Genomic DNA, 25,743 nt, shown 5'->3' with positions numbered 1-25,743 from the left:
TGTCCAGATGAGGGAGCCGGATGAACGACCTGCCACGCCCGGCCATCGATCACGTGCCGAGCACCGATGACGAAGGGCGCAACCTGACCGGCAGCATCGTCAACGATCTTGGCCGTGCCATCGTCACCCAGACCTACACGTCGAAGCAGGCCTTCCCGACCGAGGCAGCGCTGTGCCAGCTGTACAGCGCCAGCCGCCCGGTGGTCCGCGAAGCGGTCAAGATGCTGACGGCCAAGGGCCTGTTGTTCGCCCGCAAGCGCGCCGGCACCGTGGTCCAGCCCGAAGAAAGCTGGAACCTGCTCGACCCCGATGTGCTGCGATGGATGCTGGAGCGCGATTTCTCGATCGACCTGATGATCGACTTCACCGAGATCCGCATGGCGATCGAGCCGCGCGCGGCGATGCTGGCGGCACAGACATCGAACGGCAAGCAGCGCCGCGCCATCATCGATGCCATCGACCGGATGTTTGCCGCCGAGCGCGGCGAGGATGCGCTGGAAGCCGACATCGGCTTCCACATCGCCGTGCTGGAGGCGAGCAACAACCGGTTCCTGCGCCAGTTCACCGACCTGATCGACACGACGCTGCGCTTCTCGATCCGGCGCACCAACGAATACAAGGGCGTGCCGCGCGCCAGCGCCCGCGACCACCAGAAAGTCGCCGAAGCCATCGCCGCCGGCGACGCTCGGCTGGCCGGCGCGCGCATGCACGACCTCATCCGCGACGCGCTCGACCTGCTGCTGGCGGCGGGCAAGCAGCCGCCGCGGCCCTGATCGGGAGGCCTGATCGCCTACCGGTCGAGGCAGCGACCATCGCCGATCGGCGCGGGCGCAGTGCGGCGGACGCCGTCATCCGGCCGCGCGGCGCCGGGCCGGTAGCGCCGCGATTCGAACGGGGCGAGCGCCGCGGCCGTCAACGGCACTTCGCGCAGGTCGCCGGCGACATAGCGGCGGGACTGATCGTCGAAATGCGGTGAGGCGGGGTCGCCGCTCTGCCCGCCGACCGACACCGCCCAGGCGCGCACCTGCGGCCCGAATTCGACCGCCGCGACAAAGCTGTTGCCGGTGCTGCCATAGAAACACCGCTGGCCCGGCTGGCGTTCGACGCTGAACGCTGCCAGCGAGCCGAAATTGCCCGAGGTGAAGCCGACCGGCAGGCTGGGCTGCGCATCGTCGAACGCCTGGGTGATCGCGCCGCTGATCCGCTGCAGCCGATTGATCCGCCCCCAGGCGATGCGCCAGCCACCGAAATCCCGCACCATCGTCGTCACCGCCGTGTCGAACGCGGCGATGCGGTCGGCATCGGTCATCCGCGTGTCGAACCAGGTGAACAGCGGCACATTGGCCGCCGCTGCCTTTGGCCCCTGCTGCGCCCACATCGCCTCGCCCCAATGGACGGCAAGGCTCGTCGGCTCGGAACCGCTGCTCCAGCGCCGGTCCCAGCCTTCCAGCAGCGCCAGCGGCGCCGCCAGCCGCGCCCGCCGCGGGTCGCCCGCCGGCAGCGCATCGAAGCCGCGCCGCAGCTGGGGGATCTGCGCGTCGAACAACGGCAGGAAAGGATCAAAGGCAGCCGCAGCAAGACTTTGCGGGGTGAATTTCGCCGCCGTGTCGAGCAAGGCGGTGGCGTGGACGCCGCGCGGGTTCTCGCCGAACTGGTCCATGTAGCGCGGAAAGTCCGCCGCCTTCGGACTGGCCGAACCGGCGGCGCCCCATGGCCAGTTGTTGGTGTTCATCACCCAGCCGGTCGCCGGCGCCACGGCCTGCGGCAGCTGGTCGAGCCGGTGCAGGCCCCGCCAGTCGGTGGCCGGGTCGCTGCCATCGACGGGCCGGGTATAGTCGAAGCGATCGTCGCGCACGGGGACGAACTGCGGGTGGAGATAGGCGATGGTGCCATCATCGGCGGCGAAGATGGTGTTGTTCGAGGAATTGGCCTTGCGATCGGAGGCGCGCAGATAATCGCGCAGGTCGGCGGCCTTGGTGCGCAGGAAACTCTGCTCCAGCGCGGCACGCGGCGCATTGAGCATTGCCACGGCAATCCAGCGCCCGCCTTCGGCGCGGATGATCGGGCCGTGGTGGGTGGACAGGACGGTGAAGCGCCGCGCCGCCAGCGCGCCATCGGCCTGCCGCACCCGCAGCGTCACGGCGCGCTGGCGAACCGGTCGCCATTTGCTGCCATGGCGGTAATGCAGCACGCCGCCACGCTTCGCCACTTCGACGCCGAACTCGTCGATGGTGTCGACTCCGCTCGACGTATGCATCCAGCCGACATGGCGGTTGAACCCCTGATAGACGAAAAACTGCCCCCAGGTCGCAGCGCCATAGACATCGAGCCCGGCGTCGCTCGTCACCTGTTGTTCGGCGCGGAAATAGAAGGAGGTATGCGGGTTGATCCACAGCAGCGCCCGGCCGTCGGAGCTTCGCGAAGGCCCGATGGCGATGCCGTTCGACCCCTTGGGCTCGGTCATTCGCCCCGCCAGGGCGAGACGCGCCGCCGGATCGGGCGCTGCCGCACCGCCGTATAAGGCCGCCAGCGCCGCCAGATCGACCCCGCGTTCGATGTCGCCGCCGATGCTGCCTTCCGAAAAGGCCAGCGCCATCCAGGGTTCGAAGCGGCTGATGACCTGCGGGCGCACGTCCGGATGCGTCGCGAGATAATGGTTCAGCCCCGCTGCCCAGCCATCCATCAACGCCCGCAACCAGCCCGGCGACCGGCGATATTCGGCCTGCAGGCCATCGAGATCGAGGAACAGCCGCTGGCGCAGATCGAGCCATAGCGCCGCCTCGCCATCGGCCTCCGCCAGCCGGCCCAGCGCCGCCAGATAGTTGCGCTCGATGCGCGGAAAATCATCCTCGGCCTGGGCATAGACCATCGCGAACACCGCATCGGCGTCGCTTTTGCCATGGACATGCGCGATGCCGAAGCCATCGCGGACGATACTCGACCGCGCCGCCCGCGCGTCGTCGCGCCCGGCAGCCGCCGCCGGTGCCGCCAGTGCCATTGCCAGGCCGATCGTCAGAAGCGCGCGCACCCATTCCTCCCGCCGTTGCGTTCACTTTAAGTCATATATATTGTCGCCGCTCAAGGACATTGGAGACTGAAATGGTTCGTCTGCGCGAAATCGCCATCCCCGACTTCGGTGCCATCGCCGATCCGGTCCCGCTGTCGGGGGCGACCTATGCCGCCCGGTGCGATGCTGCGTTGGCGGCGGCGGGGACCGACTGGCTGATGGTCTATGCCGATCGCGAGCATATGGCGAACATCGCCTTCCTCTCGGGCTTCGAGCCGCGCTTCGAGGAGGCGCTGCTGCTGCTCGGCCCGGCCGGCGCGCGCGTGCTCGTCGCCGGCAACGAATGCCTCTCCTACGCCCGCATTTCGCCGCTGCCGGGGCTGCGGCCATTGCTCAGCCAGACGATGAGCCTGGCCGGGCAGGACCGCACCATCGCCCCCCGGCTGACCGACGTGCTGCGCGACGCCGGCATCGGCCACAGCCACCGCCTGGGGCTCGTCGGCTGGAAATATCTGGAATCCGCCGAATGGGATGGCGATGCACCGCTGCCGATGTATCTGCCTGCTGTCCATGTCGCGGCGGCCACCCGTGTCGCCGGCAGTGTCGTCGACGCCACCCCGGTGCTGCTCCACCCCGAAACCGGCCAGCGGTCGATCATTGGCGCCGACCAGATCGCGGTGTTCGAAGCCGCCGCCGCGCGCAGTTCCGAAATGGTCTGGTCGATCCTCAGCCAGGTCCGCCCCGGCGACAGCGAACGCGAAGCCGCAGCGCGCATGGGCTATCGCGGCGAACCCTTTGCCGTCCACGCCATGCTGGCCTCGGGCGATGCCGCGGGTGGCCCGGTCATCGGCCTCGCCAGCGCCGGATCGCGCCGCATTGCCGAAGGCGATGGCGTGTCGACCGCCGTCGGCCTGTGGGGCGGCCTGACGGCCCGCGGCGGCCTCGTCACCGCCGGACATGACGCCTTCGAAAGCCTCGCCGCCGGCTATTTCGCCGGGCTGCTGCGCTGGTACGAAGTCGCCGACATCGGCGTGGAGGGCGGCACGCTCGAGGCCGAAGTCCAGGCGACTCTGGCGCAAGGCGGGCTGCGCTCGATGCTCAACCCCGGCCATCTGACCGGGCACGAGGAATGGTCGGCAACCCCCGTCCGCCCCGGATCGACCGACCGGCTGCGATCGGGCATGCACATGCAGGTCGATGTCATCCCGACGCCGATGCCCGACGGCTGGGCGCTCAATTGCGAAGACAGCATCGTCTTTGCCGACGAACACCTGCGTGCCGAGCTCGCCCGCGACTATCCCGCCGTCTGGGCGCGCATCACGGCCCGCCGCGCCTTCATGACCGATGTCATCGGCGCACAGATCGCACCATCGGTGCTGCCGCTGTCCGCGACACCGCTCTGCCTGCCGCCCTGCTGGCTCCGCAGCGACCGCCTGTTCAGCAGGGGGTGACCCCCTGCACCCCGTTGTTGGGGCCATCCGCCGACGCTTCGTTCACTTCAATAAATTGGGTGCAGGGGGTCACCCCCTGCCGGGCGTTCACTTCGGCAGCTTCGACGCCCTCACCGTCTTGCGCCGTTTCGCCATCGCCAGCACGGCGGCCGGGTCGGCGGCGGTGAAGCCATTGCCGCTGGTCGCCTCGGCGAGTTCGGCCCAGGTCAGCGGCACGGCGACGCCGGCGCCATCCCGGGCGCGCACCGAGAATGGCATGACGGCCGTGGCGCCGCGCTGGTTGCGCAGCCAGTCGATGAAGATACGGCCCTTGCGCTTGGCCTTGCTCATCGTCGCGGTGAAGTCCGCCGGACGTTCGGTTGCCAGCGCTTCGGCGAAGCTGCGCGCCCAGGCCTTGACCACCGGCCAGTCGGCATCGGGCACCAGCGGCGCCACGACATGGACGCCCTTGCCGCCGGTAACCATCGGCAGCGACGCCAGCCCGACCGCCTTCAGCCGATCACGGACAAGCAGCGCGGCCGCCTTGACCGCGTCGAATCCCAGCCCCTCGTCGGGATCGAGGTCGAACACCAGCCGGTCGGGACGCTCGAGATCGGCAACCCGCGACCCCCAGCCGTGGAATTCGATCGTCCCCATCTGGACGCAGGCGACGACGCCGGCGGTGTCTTCGAGATAGAGATAATCCTCCTGCTTGCCGTCGGTCTCGGCAATCGGGACGTGACGGACGCTGTCGGGAAACATGCCGCTGTCGTGTTTCTGGAAGAAACACGCCTTGCCGCGCCCCTGCGGACACCGCACCAGGCTGATCGGCCGGCCCGCCATGTCGGTCAGCATCGCATCGCCGAGCAGCGCGTAATATTCGGCCAGCGCCTGTTTGCTGAGGCCGAGGTCCGGAAACACGATTCGGTCGGGCGAGCTGATGGTGACACCGAGCGTTGCGAGCGCCGACGCGCCCGACACGGCCTTGCCGGCTGGCTTTTCGGCGATCACGGTCTTGGCCGGCTTGTCCTCGCGCAGGCCGATGAAGCTGGCGTGACGGACAATGCCGTCGGACGTGAATTCGGCAAAGGCAACTTCGGCGACCAGTTCGGGCTTGACCCAATGCGCCCGCCGCCGCGCCTCGGCACTCAGCTTGCCGGCAAAGGGCGTGGTATCAGCGGCAAGGCCGGCAAGCCGCTCGGTCAGCATCGCGAGCGTGCGGTCATCGAAGCCGGTCCCGACATGGCCGGCATAGCGCAGGCCGTCCGTTTCGTGCACGCCGAGCAGCAGGGAGGCAAAGCCGCGGCCCTTTTCCGATGCCGCCCAGCCGCCGATGACAAATTCCTGCCGGTGCGTGCACTTGGATTTCAGCCAGACCTTGGTACGCCCGCCGCGATACGGCGCGTCGGCGCGCTTGCTGACGACGCCTTCATAGCCGGCACCGCACAGCGCCGCGAACATGCGTTCCCCGCCGCCGCGGACATGCTCGGCATAGAAGAGCGGCGATGGCGCGTCGGCGAGCAGGGTTGCCAGCGCTGCCTTGCGCTCGGTCAGCGGCGCCTTGGTCAGGTCGATACCATCATGTTCGAGAAGGTCGAAGCCGAAGGCAACGATCGGCCCACCGTCCTTGAGCGCCGCCTGTAGCAGGCCGAAGCTTGGCCGGCCATCGCCATCGAGCGCGCAGATTTCGGCGTCGACCAGCGCCGATGCGCACGGCAGCGCGGCAGCAGCAGCGGCGACGCTCGCGAACTTTTCGGTCCAATCGAGCCCGCTGCGCGTATAGGCCAGCGCCTTGCCGCCACCCACGGCAAGCAGCGCCCGATAGCCGTCATATTTGGTTTCGTGCAGCCAGTCGTTGCCGGTCGGCGGTGTGTCGACCAGCGTCGCCAGCTGCGGCGCGCGAAACGCCGGTGGCGGCATCGTGCCCTGCTTTTTCGTCTTGGGTGACACCTTTGCGCCCTTGGCAATGTCGTCCATCGACCGCCCGGTCGACACGCTGACGTCATGGGTCGCCACCAGATCGGCGCCATTGGCATGGTCGTCGGCGATCTTGAACAGCAGCCAGTTTTCCCGGCCGGCCTTCTTCCCTTCATCGGGCTTGAGCCGAATCAGCACCCATTCGCCGTGCATGCGCTCGCCGTGGAGGATGAAGTGGAACTTGCCGTTCTTGACCCCTTCACGCGGCTCGTCGATCGGCTCCCAGGTGCCGCGGTCCCACAGCATCACCGTGCCGCCGCCATATTGGCCCTTGGGAATCGTGCCTTCGAAACTGCCGTAATCGAGCGGATGGTCTTCCGTCCGCACCGCCAGGCGTCGGTCCTTGGTGCTGGTGCTCGGCCCGCGCGTCACCGCCCAGGACAGGAGCACGCCGTCGAGTTCCAGCCGAAAGTCCCAGTGCAGCCGTGTGGCGCCATGCTTCTGGACGACAAAGGCGCGGGCCTTCGACTTGACCTTGCCCCGCTTGCCTGCCGGTTCCGTCGTCAGTGCAAAGTCCCGCTTGGCGTTGTAGGTGGCAAGCGGATCGGCGGTCATGCGCGTTTTTTCGCCTTGGGCGCGGCGCCGGATGCGGCCTTGGGTTCAGCCTTCGCCGGCGTCTTGGCGGCGGCCTTGGCGGGCTTTGCCGCTGCCTTGGCGGGCGCGCCCTTTGCTGCCGTCTTGCCGCCCTTCTCGATCGACTCCTTCAGCGCTGCCATGAGGTCGATGACATTGGACGGCTTGACCGACGGCGCGTCGGCCGGGGCCGGCTTCTTGCCGCGCTTGCTGTCGATCAGCGCCCGCAAGGCTTCGTCATAGCGGTCGTGGAACTTGGCGGGATCGAACGCCGCCGTCCGCTTCTCGATCAGCGCCGTCGCCAGTTCGAGCAGTTCCTCGGGCGGCTTGCCGTCCGGAATGTCGCGGAAGAACTGCTGCGCCTTGTTGACTTCATCGGCATAGCGCAGCGTTTCCATGATCATGCCGCGCCCGCAGGGCTTGAGGCTGCACAAATGCTCGTGACCGCGCATCGCCAGCTGGCCGAGCCCGACCTTCTTGGCGGCCTTCAGGGCATCGCGGATGACACCAAAGGCTTCCTCCGCCAGCGTGTCCTTGGGGACGACATAATAGGGCTTTTCGAAATAGATCGCGTCGATCTCGCTCGAATCGACGAACTGCACCAGCTCGAAAGTCTGGCGGCTTTCCAGCTTGACCTCGTCGAGCTCGGCATCGCTGAGCAGGACATATTCGCCCTTTTCGATCTCATACCCTTTGACAATGTCCTCGGCCTCGACCTCGCCGATGCCGGGGACGGTCTTTTCCAGCTTGATGCGCTTGCCGCTCGGCTTGTGAATCTGGTTGAGCGCGATTCCGGCGGTGCTGCGCGTCGCCGAATAGATTTCCACCGGGATCGAGACAAGCGCCAGGCGAAGCTGGCCGGTCCAATAGGCACGTGCAGGCATCGGCGGTCCTTTGATCGGGTCGGACGTCAAATGCTTATGGCAGCGATTCGTTCCGCGCGCGACGCCGTGCAGGCGTCAGCGTTTGGCCGTTGCCAGCAACCCGCACGCCACGGCGAAGTCGACGATCAGCGCCGCGTGCTGCGCCGGGGCTTCCTCATGCGCCAGATGGCCAAGGTCGGGCAGGATATTCAACCGGCCATCGGGCAGCCGGCCCGCTACCGTGCGCGAGGTCGCAGGCGGAATCGTCGTATCGCGGGCGCCGTGGAGGAGCAGCACCGGCAGGGCGATGCGCGGCAGCGCCGCTTCGAGCGGATGCAGGTCCCAATTTGCCATCAGCGCCAGCGCGCCGCCGAGATGCCCCGAGGTGCGCAACAACCGCTCGTACAGCGCGACGCCATGGGCATCGATCACCGACCCCGTCGAACGCTTCAGGAAGGACGCGACCTCCCCCGGCCGCCGCGTGCGCATGGCAAAGAGCTCGGGCGTCAGCGGATTGACGAACATCACCCGCGCCATGGTCGGGAACAGCTTTCCGGCCATGCCGGGGAACGGCAGCAGTGCCCCGCCGAGCGACACGACCGCCCGCGGCCGTGCCAGCCCCTTGTCGGCCATGGTCAGCGCGATCGCGGCACCGGCGCTGTGGCCGACGGTCAGCACCGGCGGCAGCCCCAGCGTGTCGACCAGCGCCGCCAGCGCCGTCGCGACATTCACCGGCGATGCCCGCCCGATCGCCGAAGTAAAGCCATGGCCGGGCAGATCGGGCGCCACGACGGTGAAGCGTTCCGCCAGCAACGGCATCAGGTCGCGCCAGCTGTGCGTGGCAGCACCGGTACCGTGGAGCAACAGCACGACCGGCCCCTGCCCCATGACCTGGACATGCCATTTCAGGCCGCCGGCCACGACGAAGCGGCTTGCGGCAGCGTTCGGCCAGTCACGGCCTTCCCGGTCCCAGCGCGGCGCTGCCATCAGCCGCGCACCGTCGCTGAATTGACGGCGGCGACCACTGCCTTGGCGTCGAGGCGCGGCAGCGCGACGAAGCGCGCGCCCAGCGCCGCCGCCAGCGCCGCGCCTTCGGGGCGGGGCCGCGCGCTGCAATCGATGAAGACGCTGGCGATGCCGGTGGCGCCGAGCGCCCGCGCGCTCGCCAGCGCCGCCTCGTGCGGACTGCGCGTCGCGTCGCCACCGACATTGGCACGGCCATCGGTCAGGATCACGATCAACGGCGTGCGCCCGCGCGCCCGCTCGGCCTCCGCCACCCAACGGGCGAGGTCGAGCCCGGCGGCGATGGGCGTGCCGCCGCCCCCCGCCAGCGCCGCGAGTTCCTTCTTGGCTCGTGCCAGGCTGCGCGTCGGCGGCAGGGTGACGGCGGCGTCCTGGCCGCGAAAGGCCACCAGCGCCACTTCGGCGCGCTTCACATAGGCCTGGGCCAGCAACAGCTCGATGGCGCCCTTGGCTTCGGACAGCCGGGCAAAGGCAGCCGACCCCGAGGCATCGACTGCAAAGACCGTCGTCGATTGGGCGCGGGCGACATAGCGCCGGATACGCAGGTCGTCATGGCGGATCGACAGCCGGCCGTCGTCACGCGCCCCGCGCAGTTTCTGCCACGGTGCCGCCGCCTTGATGGTTTCGATGAGCGCCAGCCGCGCCCCGCGGCCCGGCGCCCCGGCACGCACCCCGGCAGGGCGGCCGCTGGTCAGTGTGCGCAGCTTGGCGCCGCTGCTGCCCCCTGCCGGCGCCTTGAAGGCGATGCCATTGGCAAGCGCATCGAGCAGGCCCGGCGGCAGCGCGGTTTCGGCAGCCTCGACGACCATGTCGGTCAAATCCTGCGGGCTTTCGTTTTCGGATTCGTCGCCCGCGTCGTTGTTGTCGGACGGCGGCGGTGGCTCGGGCGGAGGTTCGGACTCGGCGGTCTCGGGCTCGTCAGGCTGCGGCACCTGCCGCGCCCGCGGGCCGAGCACCAGCGCCGCTGCGCCTTCCAGATCGGGGTTGGCGATGGCGCTGCGGCCATCGATGCGCGCCAGTGCATGGGCGACGCGCTGCGCCTGGATCGGTGCGCGGATCGACGCGATGCCGAGCTGCACCGCCGCCGTCGCCAGCGCCGTCACCGCATCGTCGACCGGCGTTGGGTCGCCGACGGGCGCCGGAGCCGGTGACGGGATCGCCGCCCCCGACAGCAGCGCCGCCATCGGCAGCCGCACCCGCGACAGGTCGAGATGGATGGCGAGCCGGTCGGCCAGCGCCGGTGACACCCGGTCCTCGCCATCGTCCAGCGATTCATCGAACAGCACCAGCAGCGGGCCATCGTCGTCCAGGGCGCTCGCCAGCCGGGCCGCCAGCGCCGGTGCCAGCCGCTCGGCCATCGGCACCAGCAGCACGCCGACGCCCGGGCCATCACCCAGTTCCGCCAGCAGCCCGCGCCGGGTCACCGGCCGCCCGGCGGCCAGCGTCGCGGTCAGATCGAGGCCACCGTCGAGCGCTTCGCCATCGGCGCTTGCCGGCAGGCGGCGGACATGCGCCACCTGCCCCAGCGCTGCCCCCCAAAGGTCCCGCACCGGCCCCGGCCGCGCCCGCAAAAGCACCCCGCCGACGCCCGCCGGGTTCCCGGCCAGCACCGCGACCACCCGTAGCGCCAGCGCCCAGCGCTCGGCACTCGCCGCATCGATCTCCGGTGCGTCGGGCGGCGCCAACATCGCCGCCACTCGGCTCATGCCGCGATCAGCTCGGCGACGGCGCGGGTGATGCGGACCGTCGATCCGACATCGTCGGTGACATTGCGGCGCAGCCGGTGGCGCAGCGCCAGCGTCGCGACCTCCCCGACATGGTGCGCCGTCACGGCCTTCTTGCCCGCCAGCGCCGCAGCCGCGCGCGCGGCACGCAGCAGCGTCAGTTCCCCGCGCAGCCCATCGGCGCCGACCGCCTGGCACAGCCGGCTGCCAAGCTCGAGCATGGCATCGGCGACCTCGACCTTGGGCAGGCGCTTGCGCGCCGCCGCGATGCGCGCCAGCGTCGCGGCTTCTTCGGCCGCATAGGTCGCAGCAAAACCTTGCGGGTCGCGGTCGAAGCGGTCGCAGCGCTTGACGATCTCGATCCGGTCGGCAAGTTCCGTCGGCGTTCGCACATCGACCGACAGCCCGAAGCGGTCGAGCAGTTGCGGCCGCAGTTCGCCTTCCTCCGGATTGCCCGATCCGACGAGGATGAAGCGCGCCGCGTGGCGGATGCTCAGCCCCTCGCGCTCGACCAGGTTCTGCCCCGACACCGCCACATCGAGCAACAGGTCGACCAGATGATCCTCGAGCAGGTTGATTTCGTCGATATAGAGAAAGCCGCGGTTGGCCTTGGCGAGCAGGCCCGGCTCGAACCGCTTCTCGCCGGTCGCGAGCGCGCGTTCCAGGTCGAGGCTGCCGACCACTCGGTCCTCGGTGGCGCCGAGCGGCAGATCGATGAACGGCACCGGCACTTCGGCGACGGCCTTGCCGGCACGCGCCCGGCAATCATCGGGGCACGGCGCCGGATCGCCGGGAGCGCAGCCATAGCGGCACCCGGCAACGATCGTCATCGGCGGCAGCAACGCCGCCAGCGCCCGCACCGCCGTCGACTTGCCGGTGCCGCGATCGCCGAACACCATGACACCGCCCAACCGCGGTTCGACCGCCGCCATCAGCAGCGCCTGCTTCATTTCGGACTGGCCGACGATGGCCGAAAACGGGAACGGGGCTTTCATGACTGTCCATCTAGCATGACACTTCCCGCCCGCAAGCGGCACGTCAGCCGAACGGCTTGTCGAGGCTCGTCGGCGGCACGCTGAACCATTCCGGACCGGCCGCAGTCATGTGGAAACAATCCTCCAGCCGCACCCCGAACTGGCCCGGCAGATACAGGCCGGGCTCGTTCGAAAAGCACATGCCCGGCGCCAGCGGCGTCGCTTCGCCATGGACGAGGTTGACCGGTTCATGCCCGTCCATGCCGATGCCATGGCCGGTGCGATGCGACAGGCCCGGCAATTGGTAACCCGGGCCAAAGCCCTTGGCCTGGTAAAAACGCCGCACCGCATCGTCGATGCTGCCCGCCGGCGCCCCGATGCGTGCTGCGCCGCGCGCCACCTGCTGGCCCTGCGCGACAATGTCCCACACCCGCCGCACCGCATCGGGCGCCTTGCCAAGCACGAAGCTGCGCGAGATGTCCGAGGCATAACCGCCGACCGAACAGCCGCAATCGAGCAGCACGACCTCGCCTTCGCGCACCGCCTGGGGCTTGCGCGAACCGTGCGGATAGGCCGATGCCTCGCCGAGCAAGACGAGCGCGCCGGTTGGCGTCCCGCCCAGCACCGTCGTCGCCGCATTGACATGCGCTGCGATCTCGCCAGGCGTCATGCCTTCGCGGATGCGCGGCCAGGTCCAGCGGAACGCCGCAGTCGTCACGTCATTGGCGGCCTGCATCAGCGCGATTTCTGCCGGCGTCTTGATCATCCGGCAGCCCCGCACGATGGGGTTCGCGGACACCAGCCGTGCGCCGGGCAGGCGTTGCGCCAGGCCGTCGCTGGCAAAGAAGCGCACCGTTTCCTCGATGCCGATGCGGCCCGACCCGGCGCCGCGGTCCTTCAGCGCGCCGGCGAGAAGCGCCAGCGGATCCTCATCCTCCTGCCACACCCGGACGCTGGCGGGGATCCCCAGGCTCTGGCGGACGGAGGGTTCTTCGAAGAACGGCGTGATGACGATCGCTTCGCCGCGCGCCGGGATGACGGCGGCGGTCAGCCGCTCGCTGCGCCACCACTGGACGCCGGTGAAATAATCGAGCGAAGCGCCGGGTTCGAGGACGATTGCGGCGATGCCCGCCTTCGCCATCAATTCCTGCGCCCGCGCGAGGCGGCCCGCCCTTTCGGCGGCGTCAATCAGTTTGACGTCGTCGGTCATCGGCATCAGGCCGGCGGTATCGATCGCGCCGGCCGTCGCCGCCCAGGCGGCGCGCGGCAGGGCGGCGACGGCGCCGAGAGTGAGGGCAGCAGCGCCGAAGCGCCGGCGATCGAAGGACATTGGCATCATGCCTGCGACTTTCGCAGAGCCGCAGGCGAATGCAAGACGGACGGCCGCCGGTTTCAGAAGTCCTTGCGCACCGTCACGAACCATTGCCGCGGCGCGCCCGCCAGCAGCGTCTGGTTGTCACCGCTGAACCCGTATCCGTTGGAGCCGATGGTGGCGACGTAGCGCTTGTCGGTCAGGTTGGTGACCGAACCTTCGATGCCGAAGCCGTTGAGCAGGCCGCTGGCGCCTTCGAAGCGATAACCGACCTTGGCATCGAACAGCGCACGGCCCGGCACCGAGCGGTCGTTCGAGTAGGTGAAGAAGCGTTCCGACATGAAATTGCCGTTGGCACGGGCATAGAAACCATCCTGATCGAAGGCGATTTCGACATTGCCGATATGGCGGGGCGAGTCGACGACCAACTTGCCCTTGATTGCCTGGGTAACCGCCCCGGCGGCGTTGACGACATTGTCGCGATAGGTCGAGTCATTATAGGCATAGCTGGCGGTGACGGTGATCGGATCGATGACCTTCCACGTTAGCCCGGCTTCGACGCCGAGCGACCGCACCGACCCGACGTTGGCGAGAATGACCGGGTTGCCGACAATGCCGGCGCCGGCCTGGGTGCCGAGGATGCGGTTCGAAAAATCGACATAATAGCCTGCGATGACACCGCGCACCGGGCCAAAGCCGAAGCGATAGCCAGCTTCGACAGTTTTCGACCGTTCCGGCCGCAGGTTCGGGCGCAGCGCGGCAAAGCCGGCCTGGGTGGTCGCGAACGGCCCGGTCGTCGCCGATGCGTTGAAGGCGCGCTGGTTTTCGGTGTAGTTGGCAAAGACTTCGCCGGCGCCGGTGCCCAGTTTGTAGAGCACACCGGCCTGCGGCAGGAAAAAGTCCTCCGACTTGATATTGCCCAGCGCCAGGGCGCCGGTGACGATGTTTTCGCGCGCCCGCAGCTTGACGCTCTGGCCCTTGAAGCCGGCGGTGATCGACAGCGCATCGGTCAGGCGGATGTCGTCCTGCAGCGCATATTGGACGGTTTCGGTGTTATAGGCATTGTCCCACTGCGATGTGAACGGGTTCGACTGGAAGGTCAGCGCCGTCGTGCTCGGTGTGGTGGCACCGGCGACATTGTAGAACCGCCGCGCCTGGTCGAAGTCGTTGTTTTCCCACCACAGGCTCAGTTTTAGCGCATTCGACCCGATGTCGGCGGCGAGGTCGCCGAGGAAGCCGACGCGTTCGATGCGATATTCGGTGGTGCGCAGCGAAATGCCATTGCCCGACGGGCTGGCGAGATAGGGCGTGAACCACGACCCCTGGCCCTTGTTGTTGTGGTAATAGCCCTGGACATTGGCGCGCAGCCGGTCGGTCAGCGGCACTTCCAGCTTCAGCCCGCCCAGCCAGTCGCGGCGCAGGCCTCCGGCATCGTAATAAGCGTCATCGACGCTTGCAAAAGGTGCCGGATAAACCGTGCCGGCGGTGTTGGGCAGCCGCGGCACGGCGCCGCCGACATCGCCGCGATTGGCGGCGATCTGTGCGATCCGCAGCGCCAGCGGCCAGTCGCCCGAGATATTGTCCCAATCATAGCCGAGGCGGTTGATCATCCCCAGGGAGAGATCCTGATAGTCATTTTCCCGGCGGTCGGTGAAGTTGACAAAGCCCGTCATGCGGCCGCCGCCGGCGAAGTCGTAGGTCGCCTTGGTATTGACCTGGTGGGACCGCTGCTCGCCGACGCCCTTCCACTTCTTGGCGTTGAGATAGGCGTAGGACACGCCGGCGCGGAAGCCGCCGATGTCGCCGCTGTCGATCGCGGCATAACCGCGGATCGTGTCGTTCGATCCATAAGTGAAATTGCCGGCGACGCCGAGGTCCTGCGACAGTTCGCGTGAGCTGAATTCGATCGTGCCGCCGAGGTTGGAGGTGCTGGCAGTGCCGAGCGCACCGGCACCCTGGCTGACCCGGACGCTGCCGACATTGTCCGAAATGATGGCACGGCTGATATGAAGGCCGTTGACATTGCCATAGCTCATGTCGCCGAGCGGCACGCCATCGAGGGTGAAGCCGAGCTGGTTCTGGTTGAAACCGCGCAGGCTGATCCGCGTCGACCATTCATAGACACCGAAGGGATCGGCAGACTGGAAATTGACGCCCGGCAGCTTTTCGATCGCCTTGAACGGGCTGGACCCTGCCACCGTCTGGCGCATGTCCATCTGGGTGACTTCGGTGACCTGGCGGACCTGGCCGCGGCCGAAAACGATGATTTCACCATCGTCGGTCGCATCGGCCGCAGCAATCTGGGTAACGGCGGGCGAAGGCGTCTGGGCGAAGGCAGCAGAGGCGGCAAAGGTCAGGCTGGCCCCGGCAAGCAGCAGGGCGCGGACAGGCATCATGGTCATGGGTTTCACCGCTTGGCAAGAAGGACAGCCGGCGTCTGGCGAAAGATTGTGACGTTGTTATTCAAGCTTCGTTGCAGATTGGCTTCGCCGCACCGCTGTTGCCCTACCGCAACATTCGGTCAGATCCCGAAAACCTTCAGCACGGCATCGATGGCGCCTTCCAGCCCGTGGCGGATACCGCGCTTCGCTCGCCCGGCCATCGGCGCCTCCTCAGCGATCAACAGCCCCGATCCGGCAGCGACCCTGTCTTTCAACAGCGGCTCCCTGCCGAACAGATAGGGAATGAAGGTCTCTGTCCGCCCGGTCGAATAGGCAATGCCGGCCGAAAAGCCGATCAGCTGGTCCTGCCCGATGCTCCGCCCCGCCAGCGCCGGTTCGACCCGCACGCCGCGGCCGCCGGTCAGGATGATCTCGGCAGGACCGTGGAAGACCAGGAAGCGCAGCTGCCAGGTCAGCCAGGCGTTGAGCGTGCCCAGCCGCCAATGGGCCGTCACGCGCAGTGGCGTGCCGATCGGCTGCACCACCCCGGCAATGGCGCGCGGTTGCAGCACGGCGGCCGCCCCCGCCGGCAAGCCGAGCACCGCCACTTCGGCAAAGGCATCGTGCGTCGCCGATACCGTCACCGTGTCGCCCGGCCCGCCGCGAATGCGGGTCAGGAAATACAGGCCCGACACCAGGCTGCTGATCGGGTGGCGGGCATCGAGCAGCCACTGGGTCGCCTTGGCACCGCCCAGCGACACGGTCTGTTCGAACCCCTGCCGCACCAGCAATTCCTGCCCCGGCGCCAGCAGGATTGTCTTCGACACGGAGGACCGCTCGGCGGGCAGCGGGATCGGCACTGTGGTGTCGAGCAGCTTGATCGGCCGCTGCAGCGATGCCAGCGGCGCCAGCACCCAGTAGAACAGCGTGCGGATGGCAAACGGCGTCACGATGATGGCAAGCAAGGCCCAGAAGGCCGGCCACAACAGGTCGCCGATGCCCAGCTTTGCGTACCAGCGCCGCGCTTCGCGTTCGGCGCTTGCCTCCAGCACCTGCCTCTGGGCGGCGGCAGCGGTTTCGAGCGGTTGCAGGCGCGCCTGCAACGCGGCGAGGGCAAGCTCGGGCGTCGCCAGCGCAGTTATGTCGCCCAATTGCCGCCGCGCCGCGATCAGTGCCGTCCGCCGCGCCGCGTTCGCGGCCCTTCGCTCCGCGTACACGTCGCCGAGATCCCGCACCGCAAGCCCTTCCCGAACGTAGCGCTGCGGTGACATTGCCGGCGGCAGCGCGGCGATATTGGCGGCGTCGGCCGCAATGCGCCGGTCGAGATCGGCAATCTGGTTGTCGAGCGAAAGCGCCCGGCCGCGCGTTTCGACATTGTCGCGCAGCCGTTGCAGAAACGCGATTTCCTGGTCGAGCCGTTCGATGGCAAGATCGCGTCGCACCCCGGCGACGATCGCATCACGTGGTGCCCGCAAAACATCGGCGCTGCCCGGCTGGCGGCGCAGCAGTGCGTCGCGCTCGCTGGTCGCGACCCGGATGCGTGCGGCGATGGCCGTCTGCGAGCTGCGCTGCGCGTCATCGAGCCCGGTGACCGCCTTTCCACGCATCTGCTCGATGTCGTTGGCGAGTTCGGTCCGGGCGCTCTCGATCCGGGCAATCGACGTCGACACGCCGTTCGATGACGCGGCGGACTGCCGATACTGGCCATAAATCGCCATGGCGGCGATGAGCAGGACGAACACCAGCGCATGGCGCGCGATCCACCCCAGAATATTGCCGAGAAGTGTCATGGCGACGGGCTATGCCGAGCAACAGGCAAAGCCGGCCAGCAAAGCATTGTGCTTCGCTGGCCGGCTTTGAGCCTGTGCGCGCGACACGCGCGCCTGCGGTCGGCGTCTAAGCCGCTGCTTCAACCCGGTGCAGCGCGCACTGGCCCCAGATATCGCTCAGCGCCCGGACCAGCCGGTCGATATCGTCATCGCTGTGCACCGGACCTGGCGTGATGCGCAGCCGCTCCGTCCCCACCGGAACCGTCGGGTAATTGATCGGCTGGACATAGATGCCGTGGTTTTCCATCAGCCAGTCGCTGATCATCTTGGCCTTTTTGGCGTCGCCGACCATGACGGGAATGATGTGGCTGGGGTTTTCCAGCTGCGGAATGCCCATGGCGCGCAGCGCAGCGCGCACCTTGGCAACGCGCTCCTGCTGGCGCTTGCGCTCGAACGGGCTGGCCTTCAGATGCCGAACGCTGGCGAGCGCCCCGGCGGCGATTGCCGGCGGCAGCGCTGTGGTGAAGATGAAGCCCGAGGCGAAGCTGCGGACGAAGTCGCACATGGCCTTCGACCCGGCGATATAGCCGCCGACGACGCCGAAGGCCTTGCCGAGCGTGCCTTCGATCACCGTCAGCCGGTCCATCAATCCTTCGCGTTCGGCAACGCCGCCGCCACGCGGGCCGTACATGCCGACAGCATGGACTTCGTCGATGTACGACATGGCGCCATGCTTTTCGCAGACGTCGAGGATTTCCTTGATGGGCGCGATATCGCCATCCATCGAATAGACGCTTTCGAACGCGACCAGCTTGGGCCGACCGGGCTCGATCGACGCCAGCAGCCGGTCGAGGTCGGCAACGTCATTGTGGCGGAATTTCAGGCATTCGGCGCGGCTGTGGCGGATGCCTTCGATCATCGAGGCATGGTTGAGCGCGTCCGACAGCACGACGCAGTTGGGCAGCTTGTTGGCAAGCGTGCCGAGCGCCGCCCAGTTCGAGACATAGCCCGAGGTGAACAGAAGCGCGTCTTCCTTGTCGTGCAGATCGGCCAGTTCGAGTTCGAGCTGGCGATGGGCGTGCATGGTGCCCGAAATATTGCGCGTGCCACCGGCACCGGCCCCCGACCGGTCGAGCTCGTCGTGCATCGCCTCGATGACCGACGGATGCTGGCCCATGCCGAGATAATCGTTCGAGCACCAGACGGTGACGTCCTGGGTCTCGCCATTTTCCAGGTGACGAGTCGCACGCGGATATTCGCCCTTGCGGCGCTGCAGTTCGGCAAACACGCGGTAGTTTCCGCGTTCTTTCAGGCCGTCGAGCGCCGCCTGGAAATGGGCTTCATAATCCATGTACTATCTCCCCGGTACTCAATGCCGTGCACTTTCAAGGCTCGCAAGCGGATTCGGCGTGCGAAGTGCCACGGTTTCGGCCGTTCTTGTGCCGTCGCGGTGGGTGGAATGGGCTATTGCGACACGGTCGCGCATTGCCCAGCGAAAAAGCCGTGTGTCCTGCCATGGCACGACCAGAAAACCGTGTTCGATGAACGCCAGCACGACAAGCGCGAACGCGAGCGCATAGCCGGTGGCGACCCCGCCTTCCGCCTGCATGGCGGCGTTGCCCAGCCACGCCGCAAGCGCCGCGATCCCCGACAGGCTGGCGATGAAAAAGCCGCTGGCGGGACGGATGCGGAAGTAGCTGGCGAGATAGCGCATGTGATCGGGCATCATTTCGGTCGAAAGGTGCGGCACGCCGGCAAAGATGTTGAACTTGGCCGACAGGCGCATGACGAACAGCAGCAGGAAGGTCAGCGTCGCCGTCTGGTTGGGCTGACCCCAGGTCGCAGCCGCCATGACGACGACGGTCGCGAACATCGCGACTTCATGATGGATGAGTGTGGCAGCAGCGAGGCGAAACCGACGCCAGCCGCGTGCTTCGGGCGGGCAAGGTTCGCGGTTCGGCCCGGTGACAAAGCCCATCAGGAAGCTCAGCTCGTGCCAGCCCCAAAGCACCAGCGCGCAGGCAAATGCTGCATAGGCGGCGGCGGGGCTGGTTTCGGGCGCCGTCGCGATGACCCCCGCCATGGCGAAACCGCTGGCGATTGTCGCACCGACCAGGCTCGCCGGCCAGGTGCGGCTCGGCAGCCGGTCGAGCCACAGCACAAAGCCTGTGGCGACGAACCAAAGCACCGTTGCAAACAGCAAGGGGAACAGGAACGGTTGGGCCAGCATCTTACCAGACGGGCTGGAGCCGGATGCTGGCTGGCAGTTCGGTCTTCTGGACCGGCTGCAGGTAGAGGCGCGCAAAGGTCACGCCCGCCGACAACTTGAGCCCGAGGCGCTTGACCGCCGCCACCGCGCCGCCCTCCTTGTGCGTCGCATCGATCGCCGCCGAAATGCCGCGCATCTTTTCGAGAAGCGCCCGGAACTGCGGAGCGTCGGTATCGAGCGCCAGCGGGAACACCTGCCGCGTGATCATCGTCGTGATGTCGAACACTTTGAAATCATACTCGGTCGGGTCAATTCCGAACGCTTTGTACAGGACCGGCCGATTATGATCACGCACGTACATCGTCGCATAGACGGCGACGAGGAAGAACCGAATCCACAATTTGTTATAGCCCTGGATCAGCTTGGGGTCGGCGCGCATCAACAGGGCGAACGCTTCGCCATGGCGAAACTCGTCGTTGCACCAGGCCTCGAACCATTTGAAGATCGGGTGGAAGCGCATTTCGGGATGCTGCTCGAAGTGCCGATGGATCGTGATGTACCGGGCGTAGCCGATCTTTTCCGACAAATATGTCGCGTAATAAATGAACTTTGGGCGGAAATAGGTATATTTCTTGGTCTTGGTCAGGAAGCCCAGGTCGATGCCGATGCCGGCATCCTTCAGACTGTCGTTGATGAAGCCCGCGTGCCGCGATTCGTCGCGTGCCATCAGCTTGAACAAAGCCTTGGCGTCGGGGTTGGTCACCCGCTTGGCGATTTCGGCGTAAAGGATGCAGCCGGAAAACTCCGACGTCATCGACGTCACCAGAAAGTCGGTGAACTCGATCCGCAACGCCGGCGGCAGGTTTTCGATGACGCCGTCGAACTCTTCCGTGCGCTTGAAGTGGCGCTTGTTCGGATCGGCGGTCATTTCGGCGATCAGCGCATCCCATTCGCCGCGGACGGCGCTGACATCGATCTTGTCCATCGCATCGAAATCGGTGGTGTAGAAGCGCGGGGACAACACCGTGTCCTCGTTCGCCATGGCCTGGGTCACGTCCTTGGTGATCGCGACGGCGCGGTCGGCGTCGCCCTCCGCATCGGCTATCGCGATCGGCACATGCGCGTTCATTGCGCTTTCTCCCCACCCGCGTTCATCGCGGCTTTTCCGACGTGAAGGTGATCTCGTACAATTCGGTCAGGTCGAACTGGGCGCGCAGCTTCGTCCACCACTGCATGACCAGTCCCGCGCGCGACACCGTCGCCCGCCGCCGCAGCGTGATCGCCTCGCCGAACGGCAAGCGCACCGGCGAACCATGGACGCGCACCTGGTCGCCCGGGCCGAGCAGGACATTGTCATCAAGCTCGACATGCGCGTGCAGCGCATCCGCCGTATGTTCGACGGCGATGGTGCAGCCGGTCTCCCAGCTTTCCCGGGCAAAAAGCCGCGTCACGCGGGGTCGGCCGCGGACACCGGTGCGGAGGTCGCAACCGGTACATCAGGCAAGGTATTGCCGACGCTGCTGTTATCGTCCGGCGTGCGCGGGCCATTGGGCTGCATCTTCTGGATGCTTTCGACCACATGCACCCCCGGCGCCAGCAACTGCGCAAAGGCTGCGCGGTTGGTGTGTCCGAAGCTGCCAAGCTCGAGAATCCGCCCCGTCGAAGGGTCCTTCAGCGTCAGCGCGCCATCGGCCCATTGCGTGATCGTCACCGCGCCGTAGCGCGAGACATCGTGCAACATGCGTTCGCGCATCATGCCGCGCATAACGCCGCGGATAAAGCCGCTGTTCGATCCCGGTTCGAGGATGAGCGCCGGACGACCGGTCTTGGCATCGTTGGCAATAAGCGCGCCATCGGCACGGTCCGCAAAGACGAAATCGCGCTGGGCGACAATGCCGACATGCTTCTCGATCCGCTGTTCCGGCGCCGTCGGCCGGCCGGGAAGCACCCCGAGCCGGACGCTGAACACGACGAGGATCGTGATACCGACGACCCCGCCGGCGACACCCAGCACCCAGGTCGGAAATTTCTCATGGGCAAAATCGCTCATGCGGCGACGCCGATCGCGGGCGACGACAACTCGACATGCGATCCCGCCGCCTGGGGTGCCAATTCAACCGTGCTGGTCTGGACCGGATCCGCACCCCTGAGAGCCTCGGCGAGGATCGGCACGAAACTTTCCGGGACGGCGCGCAGCATCGGCTGTGGACTGGCCACCTTCCAGGGCTGGACATGCGGCCACATCTGCAGCCAGCCGAGCGGGAAACGATCGGTCGGACGCAGGACGATGTCGACGCGGCCATTGCCAAGGTTGCGCACGTCGGCTGCGCCAATCGCCTTCAATGGCAGGTTGATGCATTTCGGCAACGCCACGCCGAAGCGCATGACGACACGGCGGCTGGTCAACGTGTAGATAGTGGAACGCGATGAGGCCCGCGCGAGGAAATACAGGACACCGAGCCCGAGACCTGCCGCCAGAAGCGTCACCAACGCGCCCTTGAGGCCGGTGCCGCCGGCCACAAACGCCAGCGACGCGACAAAGACGAACCACACGGCCACGAGCCGGGTGTGGAACACGGCACGCGCAAGAGTCTGCCAATCAGGCGACCCCTGCCAGACAATGGTTTCCCCGGCCGGCAGGTTGCCGGGCAGTCCGGGGATGGGTTCGATCTCGTACTCGATGGTCACAACAGCGGCTCCGAACGCTCGGGCGTTGCCCACAGATAGCCTGCTCCGAAGTAGGCCGAAACCTTTTCCTCCTCAAGCAAGGTAATCTGCGTAGGGGATTTCAACTGCGGGCAACCTGCGAACTGCGACGCCTTGATCGCGTCCGACACGACGCCGCGGCGGGAAATGCGCGCCATCGCCATCGGCAGGGTCGCGGTGCCGCCATCGGTCAGCGCCACGTCGATGTAGCGGATCACATGTTCCGCCCGGTCCACCCAGATGTCGCGCACCGTCCCGGCTACCAGGCCATCGAGCCCGGAGACCGGCAGGCCGCGCGGATCGACGTCCTTGGTCGCGACGCTGACATGTTCGGCAATCGCCATCGGCACGATGCGCGGCCGGCCGAACATGTCGATGTCCGGACGGTCGGCGCGCAGGGCATAGCCACCGGGCCCGACCCCCGACCCGAGCGGTTCCCCGATCACATCGAGCGGCGTGCCGGGATAGACGCGCGGCAACACGTTGGTCGGCAACGCGTCGCGCGGAACGGCCTCAGGCGTGTAGGTGCCGAGTCCGTGCGGCAGCTGAAAGGTCTTGCGGTCGCTGAAGTCGAGCCGGGCGACATCGTTGCCGACCACGCCCGAGATATCATGTTCGAGCGGATAACCTTCGCGGCGGCTTTCCCGGTTCAGATACCAGACCAACCCGATGAAGAAGAGGAAGAACAGGTAGAAGGCGAGCTCGGCAACGTCGAGACCTCCGACAAGAATGACACTGGACATTTGAGTCTCCCCTTCAGGTTGGGAATTCGGTCAGGCCGAAACGGGCGCGGGATTGTGCGTCCACAGCTCGCCGCGCCAGCGGGCCTAGGGCGATAAGACTGCCGAAAAGCAGGAAAATTTCGATATGCCAGACAATCGAATAGCCGGTTGCCGGGTCGACGAGGCCAGGCCCGAGTTTGCCGGCCATTGCCATCGCGCCGACGCCGTCCCGGATGATACCCGACAACAGGATGCCGAGGCCGGCCGCCGAAGCCTGCACCGCGCCCCAGACGCCGAGCGCCAGGCCCGAGCCGCCTTCCTCGCCCAATGCCATCGCGGCCGTCAGCGTGCACACCGCAAACAAGCCATTGCCAAGACCGATTCCCGTTGTGCCCAGCGACAACAGCGCCACCGAATGCGTCGGCGCCGAAAACACCACCAGCGCAAAGGCGACGATGCCGACAAGCGCCCCGCACGCCGCCAGCCGCGCCGCGTCACGGCCCTGTGCCAGCGCCTGCGCTGCCATCGACAGCCCGATCAGCGTTCCCATCGACGATAGCGCCGTCAGCCCGGTGGTGCGTCCCACCGAAAGTCCCAGCACCTGTCCACCATAGGGTTCAAGCAGAATGTCCTGCATGCCGAATCCCGCTGCGCCGAGCGCGACGGCGGTCAACAGACGGCGGGTGCGCGGTGCGGCGGTGAAGTCGCTCCAGCGCACGGCAAAGGCCTTGTCCTCTTCGGCCGTCGTCGTCGTTCCGCCGACCTGGCGGACTTCCTGCTTCCAAAGGGCGATGACGTTGAGGACCAGCGTGACGACCGCCGTGCCCTGGATCACGCCGACCAGCTGCGTCTCGGTAAAGTCGGTCAGGATCCGGCCGAGCACGACCGACGAGATCAACATGCCGACCAGCAACATCGTGTAGAGCAAGGATACGACGCGCGGCCGCGCATCCGCCGGCGCCAAGTCATTTGCCAGCGCCAGGCCGGCAGTCTGCGTCACGGCGACGCCGGCACCGACCATCAGAAACGCAAGCGCGCCGAAGATCTCGCCGGCCAGCGGGCCCGACTGGCCGCCGCCGGTCATCACCAGCAGCGCGAACGGCATGATCGCCAGCCCGGCGAACTGCATCATCGTGCCGGCCCAGATATAGGGCACGCGCTTCCAGCCGAGGATCGAACGGTGCGTGTCGGACTTGTGCCCGATCAGCGCGCGCATCGGCGCGAACAGCAACGGCAGCGCCACCAGCACCGACACCAGTGTCGCCGAAATCTTCAACTCGACGATCATCACCCGGTTGAGCGTCGCGTTGAGCAGGACCATGGCGAGTCCGACCGACACCTGGAACAGCGACAGGCGCAGCAGCTGCGACAGCGGCAGTTCCTTGGTCGCGGCGTCGGCGAACGGCAGGAAACGCGTGCCGATCTTCTTTACCAGGCCCGTCGTGCGGCTCATGCAGTCAGCACTTCCTGCGCGTGAGAGGTGTAGAAGCCGCGGCTGACGCGCGTATCGCGCCCCAGCCGCGCATGCGGAACGGCGCGCGCCAGATTGGCCTTCAAATGGCCATGGCCGACCGGGATGATCGTCGGCGAGCGATCGCTTTTGGGGAACAGCCGCCCCACCGCGCGCGCCGTGCGCAGCAGCGGTGTGCCGGGCGCGAAGGTGAAGATCAGGCTGTGCCGTGCCCGACCCGCCAGCTTGGCGGTTGCGGCGGCAATCTCGTCGGCTTCGTAATGGATCAGCACGTCCATTGAAACGATATGGTCGAAATCGCCCAGCGCCGGATCGAGCATGTCGCCGGCCACCAGCGTGATCCGGTCGCGGACATCCTCCGGCAACCGTTCCATGCCCGTCGCGACAAGCTGCGGAGAGACGTCGACACCGACCACGGTGGCGCCGCGCCGCGCCGCCTCGATCGCCAGCATCCCGGTACCGCAGCCGGCATCGAGCAGCCGGCGCCCCGACAGGTCCGCCGGCAACCACGACAACAAGGTGTTGCGCATCTCGGTGCGCCCGGCGCGGACCGTGGCGCGAATTTTCGAAACCGGCGCGTCGCTGGTCATCGCCGCCCAGGCGTCATAGGCGGTGCGGTCGAAATAGTCGGTCAGCCGGGCGCGCGTCGCCTGCCAGCCCGGAGGATGCATGTCAGTCATCGAGGCGGTGCTGCCGATCATTCAAACCCGAGGAACTCGAAGATGTCGCGGTCCTTCATCGGATTGGCTTCGAGCGGACGCGTGCCGGCCCAGAGCGTCGCCGCCAGCCGTTTGTATTCGTTGCACACGGCTTCGATCTCCGGTGTCGAGTCCATTTCGAAGATCGTGCACTTCTTCAGGCGCGACCGGCGGATGGCGTCCAGATCGGGGAAATGCGCCAGTGTCTCCAAGCCCGTCGCGGCGCAGAAACGATCGATCTCGTCGGTCTGCGCCGAGCGGTTGGCGATGACGCCCGCCATGCGAACCTCGTAGTTCTTCGACTTCGCCTTGATCGCGGCGACAATGCGATTCATCGCGAAAATGCTGTCGAAGTCGTTCGCTGCCACCACCAATGCACGGTCGGCGTGCTGCAACGGGGCTGCAAAGCCACCGCAGACGACATCGCCGAGCACGTCGAAGATGACCACGTCGGTTTCCTCGAGCAGGTGATGCTGCTTGAGCAGCTTGACCGTCTGCCCGACGACATAACCGCCGCAGCCCGTGCCCGCCGGCGGTCCGCCCGCTTCGACGCACATGACGCCATTATAGCCTTCGAACATATAGTCCTCGGGCCGCAGCTCCTCATGGTGGAACTCGACCGTTTCCAGCACGTCGATGACCGTCGGCATCAGCTTCTTGGTCAGCGTGAACGTGCTGTCGTGCTTGGGGTCGCAACCGATCTGCAGCACGCGCTTTCCAAGCAAGGAGAAGGCCGCCGACAGGTTCGACGACGTCGTCGACTTGCCGATGCCGCCCTTGCCATAGACAGCGAACACCTTGGCGTTGCCGATCTTCATGTTCGGGTCGAGCTTGACCTGCAGGCTGCCTTCGCCATCGGGCGGCGTCGCCGGTCGTTCGAGATCGAGCAAACCCATAGACTTTT

21 protein-coding genes are annotated in these 25,743 nt (G+C 67.0%); 2 read left to right on the top strand and 19 right to left on the bottom strand.

The features are described from left to right. Positions 1-20 precede the first annotated feature (20 nt). On the top strand, positions 21-773 hold the full coding sequence (locus tag GGQ62_RS12465) for a FadR/GntR family transcriptional regulator (RefSeq protein WP_152578621.1): 753 nt from the start codon (positions 21-23) through the stop codon (positions 771-773). A 17-nt stretch (positions 774-790) separates the two neighbouring features. Here the strand turns inward: GGQ62_RS12465 and GGQ62_RS12460 are convergent, their stop codons facing one another. Next, positions 791-3,028: a penicillin acylase family protein gene (locus GGQ62_RS12460; RefSeq protein ID WP_341533754.1), complete on the bottom strand. Its 2,238-nt coding sequence runs from the start codon at positions 3,026-3,028 to the stop codon at positions 791-793. A 71-nt stretch (positions 3,029-3,099) separates the two neighbouring features. On the opposite strand from GGQ62_RS12460, the gene GGQ62_RS12455 reads away from it, so the two are divergent. Further along, the gene (locus tag GGQ62_RS12455; RefSeq protein ID WP_167649618.1) at positions 3,100-4,458 is read left to right on the top strand and encodes a M24 family metallopeptidase; all 1,359 of its coding nucleotides are present in this window, start codon (positions 3,100-3,102) and stop codon (positions 4,456-4,458) included. An 87-nt stretch (positions 4,459-4,545) separates the two neighbouring features. On the opposite strand, the gene ligD is transcribed toward GGQ62_RS12455, so the two are convergent. The 18 genes from ligD to bchL form a co-directional block, all read right to left on the bottom strand. Continuing rightward, positions 4,546-6,969, bottom strand: coding sequence for a DNA ligase D (ligD, locus tag GGQ62_RS12450; protein ID WP_152578619.1), 2,424 nt, complete (start codon positions 6,967-6,969; stop codon positions 4,546-4,548). Beyond that, positions 6,966-7,871 carry a non-homologous end joining protein Ku gene (gene ku / locus GGQ62_RS12445; RefSeq protein ID WP_152578618.1) on the bottom strand — a complete coding sequence of 302 codons (906 nt, stop codon included), beginning with the start codon at positions 7,869-7,871 and terminating at the stop codon, positions 6,966-6,968. Before ku ends, ligD begins: the two co-directional genes overlap by 4 nt. A 75-nt stretch (positions 7,872-7,946) precedes the next feature. Continuing rightward, entirely contained in the window at positions 7,947-8,837 is an 891-nt protein-coding gene (gene bchO / locus GGQ62_RS12440; protein ID WP_152578617.1) for an alpha/beta fold hydrolase BchO, read from the bottom strand. Beyond that, entirely contained in the window at positions 8,837-10,561 is a 1,725-nt protein-coding gene (locus tag GGQ62_RS12435; RefSeq protein WP_152578616.1) for a magnesium chelatase subunit D, read from the bottom strand. The genes bchO and GGQ62_RS12435 overlap by 1 nt, the downstream gene beginning before the upstream one ends. Positions 10,562-10,575: 14 nt before the next feature. Continuing rightward, on the bottom strand, positions 10,576-11,592 hold the full coding sequence (gene bchI, locus GGQ62_RS12430) for a magnesium chelatase ATPase subunit I (protein ID WP_152578615.1): 1,017 nt from the start codon (positions 11,590-11,592) through the stop codon (positions 10,576-10,578). 43 nt (positions 11,593-11,635) lie between these two features. Beyond that, positions 11,636-12,901, bottom strand: a complete 1,266-nt coding sequence (locus GGQ62_RS12425; RefSeq protein ID WP_152578731.1) for a M24 family metallopeptidase — start codon at positions 12,899-12,901, stop codon at positions 11,636-11,638. 62 nt (positions 12,902-12,963) lie between these two features. Continuing rightward, positions 12,964-15,285 carry a TonB-dependent receptor domain-containing protein gene (locus GGQ62_RS12420; RefSeq protein ID WP_341533753.1) on the bottom strand — a complete coding sequence of 774 codons (2,322 nt, stop codon included), beginning with the start codon at positions 15,283-15,285 and terminating at the stop codon, positions 12,964-12,966. A gap of 119 nt (positions 15,286-15,404) precedes the next feature. Next, on the bottom strand, positions 15,405-17,054 hold the full coding sequence (locus GGQ62_RS12415) for a hypothetical protein (RefSeq protein ID WP_152578614.1): 1,650 nt from the start codon (positions 17,052-17,054) through the stop codon (positions 15,405-15,407). 106 nt (positions 17,055-17,160) lie between these two features. Further along, positions 17,161-18,384 (bottom strand): 5-aminolevulinate synthase, encoded by a 1,224-nt coding sequence (hemA, locus tag GGQ62_RS12410; protein WP_152578613.1) that lies wholly within the window; start codon positions 18,382-18,384, stop codon positions 17,161-17,163. Positions 18,385-18,402: 18 nt separating this feature from the next. Beyond that, positions 18,403-19,263, bottom strand: coding sequence for a putative photosynthetic complex assembly protein PuhE (puhE, locus tag GGQ62_RS12405; protein WP_152578612.1), 861 nt, complete (start codon positions 19,261-19,263; stop codon positions 18,403-18,405). A gap of 1 nt (position 19,264) precedes the next feature. Next, positions 19,265-20,371, bottom strand: a complete 1,107-nt coding sequence (gene acsF / locus GGQ62_RS12400; RefSeq protein WP_152578611.1) for a magnesium-protoporphyrin IX monomethyl ester (oxidative) cyclase — start codon at positions 20,369-20,371, stop codon at positions 19,265-19,267. Between the two features lie 22 nt (positions 20,372-20,393). After that, complete coding sequence (locus tag GGQ62_RS12395; RefSeq protein WP_152578610.1) at positions 20,394-20,693, bottom strand: hypothetical protein; 300 nt, start codon at positions 20,691-20,693, stop codon at positions 20,394-20,396. After that, positions 20,690-21,292 carry a photosynthetic complex assembly protein PuhC gene (gene puhC, locus GGQ62_RS12390; protein WP_152578609.1) on the bottom strand — a complete coding sequence of 201 codons (603 nt, stop codon included), beginning with the start codon at positions 21,290-21,292 and terminating at the stop codon, positions 20,690-20,692. Before puhC ends, GGQ62_RS12395 begins: the two co-directional genes overlap by 4 nt. Beyond that, entirely contained in the window at positions 21,289-21,963 is a 675-nt protein-coding gene (gene puhB, locus GGQ62_RS16635; protein ID WP_207790532.1) for a photosynthetic complex putative assembly protein PuhB, read from the bottom strand. The genes puhC and puhB overlap by 4 nt, the downstream gene beginning before the upstream one ends. Further along, positions 21,927-22,691, bottom strand: a complete 765-nt coding sequence (gene puhA / locus GGQ62_RS12380) for a photosynthetic reaction center subunit H (protein ID WP_152578607.1) — start codon at positions 22,689-22,691, stop codon at positions 21,927-21,929. The genes puhB and puhA overlap by 37 nt, the downstream gene beginning before the upstream one ends. A 13-nt stretch (positions 22,692-22,704) precedes the next feature. Then, on the bottom strand, positions 22,705-24,123 hold the full coding sequence (locus GGQ62_RS12375) for a BCD family MFS transporter (protein WP_152578606.1): 1,419 nt from the start codon (positions 24,121-24,123) through the stop codon (positions 22,705-22,707). Next, a complete protein-coding gene (gene bchM, locus GGQ62_RS12370; protein ID WP_243446253.1) occupies positions 24,120-24,821 on the bottom strand; it encodes a magnesium protoporphyrin IX methyltransferase in 702 nt (233 codons plus the stop codon). The genes GGQ62_RS12375 and bchM overlap by 4 nt, the downstream gene beginning before the upstream one ends. Before the next feature lie 17 nt (positions 24,822-24,838). Beyond that, entirely contained in the window at positions 24,839-25,735 is an 897-nt protein-coding gene (gene bchL, locus GGQ62_RS12365) for a ferredoxin:protochlorophyllide reductase (ATP-dependent) iron-sulfur ATP-binding protein (protein WP_152578605.1), read from the bottom strand. Positions 25,736-25,743 lie beyond the last annotated feature (8 nt).

This window comes from Polymorphobacter fuscus, from assembly GCF_011927825.1.
Classification (GTDB): Bacteria; Pseudomonadota; Alphaproteobacteria; order Sphingomonadales; family Sphingomonadaceae; genus Sandarakinorhabdus; species Sandarakinorhabdus fusca.
This window is presented reverse-complemented; position numbering and strand designations above follow the sequence as displayed.

What these genes read in the sequence shown, in the direction of transcription:
- GGQ62_RS12465 (WP_152578621.1), top strand. Translation starts at nt 21, where the DNA reads ATGAACGACCTGCCACGCCCGGCCATCGATCACGTGCCGAGCACCGAT.
- GGQ62_RS12455 (WP_167649618.1), top strand. Translation starts at nt 3,100, where the DNA reads ATGGTTCGTCTGCGCGAAATCGCCATCCCCGACTTCGGTGCCATCGCC.
- ligD (WP_152578619.1), bottom strand. Translation starts at nt 6,969, where the DNA reads ATGACCGCCGATCCGCTTGCCACCTACAACGCCAAGCGGGACTTTGCA.
- ku (WP_152578618.1), bottom strand. Translation starts at nt 7,871, where the DNA reads ATGCCTGCACGTGCCTATTGGACCGGCCAGCTTCGCCTGGCGCTTGTC.
- bchO (WP_152578617.1), bottom strand. Translation starts at nt 8,837, where the DNA reads ATGGCAGCGCCGCGCTGGGACCGGGAAGGCCGTGACTGGCCGAACGCT.
- GGQ62_RS12435 (WP_152578616.1), bottom strand. Translation starts at nt 10,561, where the DNA reads ATGTTGGCGCCGCCCGACGCACCGGAGATCGATGCGGCGAGTGCCGAG.
- bchI (WP_152578615.1), bottom strand. Translation starts at nt 11,592, where the DNA reads ATGAAAGCCCCGTTCCCGTTTTCGGCCATCGTCGGCCAGTCCGAAATG.
- GGQ62_RS12425 (WP_152578731.1), bottom strand. Translation starts at nt 12,901, where the DNA reads ATGTCCTTCGATCGCCGGCGCTTCGGCGCTGCTGCCCTCACTCTCGGC.
- GGQ62_RS12420 (WP_341533753.1), bottom strand. Translation starts at nt 15,285, where the DNA reads ATGACCATGATGCCTGTCCGCGCCCTGCTGCTTGCCGGGGCCAGCCTG.
- GGQ62_RS12415 (WP_152578614.1), bottom strand. Translation starts at nt 17,054, where the DNA reads ATGACACTTCTCGGCAATATTCTGGGGTGGATCGCGCGCCATGCGCTG.
- hemA (WP_152578613.1), bottom strand. Translation starts at nt 18,384, where the DNA reads ATGGATTATGAAGCCCATTTCCAGGCGGCGCTCGACGGCCTGAAAGAA.
- puhE (WP_152578612.1), bottom strand. Translation starts at nt 19,263, where the DNA reads ATGCTGGCCCAACCGTTCCTGTTCCCCTTGCTGTTTGCAACGGTGCTT.
- acsF (WP_152578611.1), bottom strand. Translation starts at nt 20,371, where the DNA reads ATGAACGCGCATGTGCCGATCGCGATAGCCGATGCGGAGGGCGACGCC.
- puhC (WP_152578609.1), bottom strand. Translation starts at nt 21,292, where the DNA reads ATGAGCGATTTTGCCCATGAGAAATTTCCGACCTGGGTGCTGGGTGTC.
- puhA (WP_152578607.1), bottom strand. Translation starts at nt 22,691, where the DNA reads ATGTCCAGTGTCATTCTTGTCGGAGGTCTCGACGTTGCCGAGCTCGCC.
- GGQ62_RS12375 (WP_152578606.1), bottom strand. Translation starts at nt 24,123, where the DNA reads ATGAGCCGCACGACGGGCCTGGTAAAGAAGATCGGCACGCGTTTCCTG.
- bchM (WP_243446253.1), bottom strand. Translation starts at nt 24,821, where the DNA reads ATGACTGACATGCATCCTCCGGGCTGGCAGGCGACGCGCGCCCGGCTG.
- bchL (WP_152578605.1), bottom strand. Translation starts at nt 25,735, where the DNA reads ATGGGTTTGCTCGATCTCGAACGACCGGCGACGCCGCCCGATGGCGAA.